At 55.6% G+C, this 1,243-nt stretch carries 2 protein-coding genes; both read right to left on the reverse strand.

Features of this window, described 5'->3' with window-relative positions:
* Positions 1-36: 36 nt before the first annotated feature.
* Positions 37-873 (reverse strand): IS3 family transposase, encoded by an 837-nt coding sequence (locus LIY36_RS27580; RefSeq protein WP_442962235.1) that lies wholly within the window; start codon positions 871-873, stop codon positions 37-39.
* A complete protein-coding gene (locus tag LIY36_RS27990; RefSeq protein ID WP_014717988.1) occupies positions 870-1,172 on the reverse strand; it encodes a transposase in 303 nt (100 codons plus the stop codon). The genes LIY36_RS27580 and LIY36_RS27990 overlap by 4 nt, the downstream gene beginning before the upstream one ends.
* Between the last annotated feature and the right edge of the window lie 71 nt (positions 1,173-1,243).

Below are 1,243 nucleotides of genomic sequence, written 5' to 3' on the forward strand. Positions count from 1 at the left end.
TGAACTGGTCAAGTAATCTTGGACACCGATTAAGGTTCACGCCGCCAACCTTTCCTTCGCGACCGGCGACCGGTAGTCGTTGTAGCTGTGAGGCCTGCTGATGTTGTAGCGCGAGACATAGCGCTGCACATCTGCCCGGGCCTCATGTTCCAGTCTGTAGCCCGCTTCAGGCACCCACTCTGATTTCAAACTGCCAAAAAAACGCTCCATCGGGGCGTTGTCCCAGCACTCGCCTTTACGGCTCATACTTTGCCTAAACCCATGTTTCACAAGCGCGTTTCGGAATTTATGGCTGGTGTACTGGCAACCTTGGTCAGAATGAAACAGCACATCCTGGGGATGGCCGCGCAACTCCACCGCCATGCGTAGCGCTTCGCAGGTCAGGTTGGCATCAGAAATCATCGAGAACGACCAGCCTACGATCCTGCGAGCGTACAGATCCAGAACGGCGGCGAAGTACATCCACCGCTTGCCGACTTTGATGTACGTCACGTCGCCACACCACACCTGATTAACCGTCGTCACATCAAACTTTCGCTTGAGCACGTGCGGCGCCACCAAGGCCTCAACGCCCGGCGACTTGTACTTATGACGCCTGCGCTGACGACTAGCGATGCCAGCTTCGCGCATCAAGTTGCGAGCCATATAACGTCCGACACGATGCCCTTTGGCCTGCAGCTCCTTGGACAAGGTGCGCGCACCCGCCGACTCTCTCGACGCCTTGTGGTGCCTGACCAGCGCGGCTTTGAGCTTTTCCCGCTCAGGATTGGCTCTGCCCTGGCGCTGGCGCCAGGCATAGAAGCTGCTGCGGTTAACCCCGAACGCCCGGCAACACCTTTTAACGCCGTACTGCTCGTCCAGCTCATCGATCAGCGTGAATGATCTTTGGCGTCCAAAAGCAGGAGAGCACTGGCCTTTTTTAAGATTTCAATGTCCAGGTCTTTCTCCCTAAGCAGGGCTTTGAGTCTCTGGATCTCTCGTTGATCAGCAGTAATTGCCTTGGCTCCCACCGGAGTCGAGCCCAAGCGTTCTTTTTGCACTTGATCGACCCAACGGCGCAGAGCAGTAGGGCCAATATCCAGGCTGGCACAGACCTCGGTAACCGGCTGACCTTCATCCAACACCATGCTGGCAGCCTTGAGCTTGAACTCACTCGAATAAGATTTACGCATATCCAAACACCTCAGATTTGGGCGCTATCATAGCGCCCGATTGAAGTGTCCAAAATCATTAGGCCAGTTCA

This window comes from Pseudomonas sp. AF03-9 (assembly GCF_020515815.1).
Classification (GTDB): Bacteria; Pseudomonadota; Gammaproteobacteria; order Pseudomonadales; family Pseudomonadaceae; genus Aquipseudomonas.